This window comes from Wolbachia endosymbiont of Atemnus politus (genome assembly GCF_013309895.1).
Map to the genome: position 1 here is coordinate 1 of NZ_JAAXCS010000145.1, position 2,853 is coordinate 2,853.

The following is a 2,853-nucleotide window of genomic DNA, read 5'->3' on the forward strand; positions in this document are numbered from 1 at the left end:
TATTACATTTTGCTGCTATTGCCATAAGGAGCAAAGTTGCTGTAGCAAAAATATTACTAAAACACAACGCAGATGTTAACGCTAAAAATAATAAAAGAATGACAGCATTGTGTTATGCCACTAATGATAATCGCCAAGAACTTGTGGAGTTGCTTTTAGCCCATGGTGCAGTTCTTGAGCCTTACTGAAAGCGTTTAATGTAGCTTGAAGGGGGAAATTATTTGTCTTGACAGCATATATGACATCCTTTACGATTAAAGTTAACAATAAAGTGTATATTTGTTATGTTTGCAGTAATTGAGACTGGTGGGAAGCAGTATTTAGTAAAAAAAGGTAGTGTAATAAAAGTAGAAAAGTTGGAGGCTGAGGAAGGAAAGGAAGTAGAAATTAATAAAGTAGTTTGCCTTTCAGGTAACGGTTTGTCTTATTCGCCTAATGCTACTGTTAAAGCTGAAGTGCTTGAGCAATGCAGAGGAGAGAAAATCATAATTTTTAAAAAGAAAAGAAGGAAAAATTACCGTAGAAAAACTGGTCATAGGCAGTATATAACTGTTCTTCGTATCAATGAAATTAATCTTCAAAAGTAAGAGGTAAGATATGGCAACTAAAAAATCAGGTGGTAGTTCCTGTAATGGTAGAGACTCCGCAGGTCGTAGGTTAGGAATAAAAAAGAACGGAAAAGTTATTCCTGGTAACATAATTGTTCGTCAAAGAGGGACAAAATTTCATCCTGGAAAGAATGTTGGTATGGGTAAAGATCATACGATTTTTGCTAAGATAGAAGGCTGGGTCAAATTTAGAAAGTCAGCAAATAAAAAGACTTTTATTGATATCTTACCTGTAGATAATGTACAAGTTTCAGCTTAGGGGTCTGTAGCTCAGGTGGTTAGAGCGCACGTCTGATAAGCGTGAGGTCGGAGGTTCAACTCTTCCCAGGCCCACCATTTCTAGCTGAATTTTCCATAGCAGTTTTAATGTTGTATGAACAGAAACCTAAAGCATGAGTTTATATAAAAATTTAATTACCAGTGAGTCAGTTGCAGCTGGTCATCCAGATAAAGTAGCGGATCAAATTTCGGATGCAATACTTGATAAATATCTTTTTACTGATCCTTCCTCACGAGCTGCAGTGGAGACTTTAGTTACCAAAGATAACGTTATTATAGCTGGAGAAGTGTTCGGACCCAACATCGCAAATAGCAGAATTGAAAATGTTGTAAGGGATACAATAAAAAATATTGGTTACGAGCACGATGGCTTTCACTGGAAAGAAGTGAAAGTAAATATATTATTGCATGAGCAATCAAATGACATTGCTATAGGGGTGGATCAAGGTGCTGGGGATCAGGGCATAATGTATGGCTATGCAACAACAGAAACAGAAAGCCTCATGCCGGCGCCCATTTTTTATGCACACTCGATTCTGAAAAATATCTTGAGTGTGGTTAGAAAAACAAAACTTGGTCCAGATGCAAAATCACAGATCACTCTGGCGTATGAGGGTAACCTCCCAGTACGTGCTGAGAGTATTGTTGTTTCGATACAGCACCCTGAAGACCTGGATCAATTGAAAGTAAGAGAAATAATTTATCCTTATATAGTTTCATCTTTACCTAAAGGGTGGATGTGTCCTGAGGAAAATCTCTTGGTCAATCCAACAGGTAGGTTTGTTGTTGGTGGGCCAGTTGGTGATTGTGGATTAACCGGACGAAAAATTATGGTTGATACTTATGGAGGCTATATTCCACACGGTGGAGGAGCATTTTCCGGAAAAGACGCAACAAAGGTTGATAGATCTGCGGCTTATATGGCAAGATACCTTGCTAAAAATATTGTCTTTGCAGGTTTGGCCGAGCGTTGTCTTGTGCAGCTCTCTTATGCAATTGGTATATTAAAACCTACCTCATTCTACATTGATACATTTGGTACAAATACAGTAGATGAAAAGAAAATTGAAAAGTTTATCGGGAATAATATAGATTTATCAACTAGAGGTATCATCAAACATTTATCACTTAACCGTCCTATATATAAACGCACAGCCTATTATGGACACTTTGGTAAAGAATCAGAAGAAGATGGTGGATTCTCTTGGGAAAATATAGATTTGTCTTATGCTCTTTGTAGAGAATTTAATATGGAAAACAACAAAAAAATTTCTTTAGATTGCTAAAGTTTTTGATTTATAGCTCAATACTGATATACTAATTTATTGTTAAAGTGTAATTAGCTTTTCATGATAATTATACTATATTAGTAATAATTATCATATTTAGAGGCTCACAAAATGTGTAACGAACCAAAAGAGGAATTCTACGATATAGTTATAAGAGAAGCATTTGATATTATTAAAAAAATAAAAGAACATCCTTTCAATGTTGAATTGATGAACAATACGCTAGACTATGAAAAATTCAAATTCTACCTTCAGCAGGATTTTTTATATTTAGTGGACTGCACGCGTGCTTTATTGATTATTGCAGCTAAAGCTAATGATATTGAAATAATGGATAAATTAACTCATATAGCTGTTGGCACTTTTGCTACGCGAGATTATTATAGAGAATATTTTGCGGATTGTGATTTATCTGACAACCATAAAAAGTCAAAGACTTGCTCAGCTTTTACTAACTTCCTCATACGTATTGCATATCATAATTCTGTTGCTGAAGGTTTGGCAGCATTTTACCCATGCTTCTATATATATCAAATAGTTGTCCGTCGCATTATGAAAGGTAATACTACTACTAACAACAGATATCAGAAATGGATAGATTTTTTTAGCACTGATGTGGCAAATGACATGATTGATGATGTAACTAAAATTATGAACAGTATATACAAAAAATCTAG

The 2,853-nt window shown here is 35.2% G+C and carries 5 protein-coding genes and 1 tRNA gene; all 6 read left to right on the forward strand.

All coding sequences use genetic code 11. The features are described 5' to 3' along the window. On the forward strand, positions 1 to 188 hold a 188-nt coding region (locus HET73_RS06860; RefSeq protein WP_174134253.1), incomplete at its 5' end, for an ankyrin repeat domain-containing protein. 96 nt (positions 189 to 284) lie between these two features. Beyond that, entirely contained in the window at positions 285 to 587 is a 303-nt protein-coding gene (gene rplU, locus HET73_RS06865; protein WP_174132674.1) for a 50S ribosomal protein L21, read from the forward strand. Between the two features lie 10 nt (positions 588 to 597). Continuing rightward, a complete protein-coding gene (gene rpmA, locus HET73_RS06870) occupies positions 598 to 867 on the forward strand; it encodes a 50S ribosomal protein L27 (protein ID WP_174132673.1) in 270 nt (89 codons plus the stop codon). Then, positions 868 to 944: transfer RNA gene (locus tag HET73_RS06875), tRNA-Ile, on the forward strand. Positions 945 to 1,000: 56 nt separating this feature from the next. Then, the gene (metK, locus tag HET73_RS06880; protein ID WP_174132672.1) at positions 1,001 to 2,173 is read left to right on the forward strand and encodes a methionine adenosyltransferase; all 1,173 of its coding nucleotides are present in this window, start codon (positions 1,001 to 1,003) and stop codon (positions 2,171 to 2,173) included. Positions 2,174 to 2,287: 114 nt separating this feature from the next. Beyond that, the coding region (locus HET73_RS06885; protein ID WP_174134254.1) for a TenA family protein at positions 2,288 to 2,853 on the forward strand (566 nt) is incomplete at its 3' end.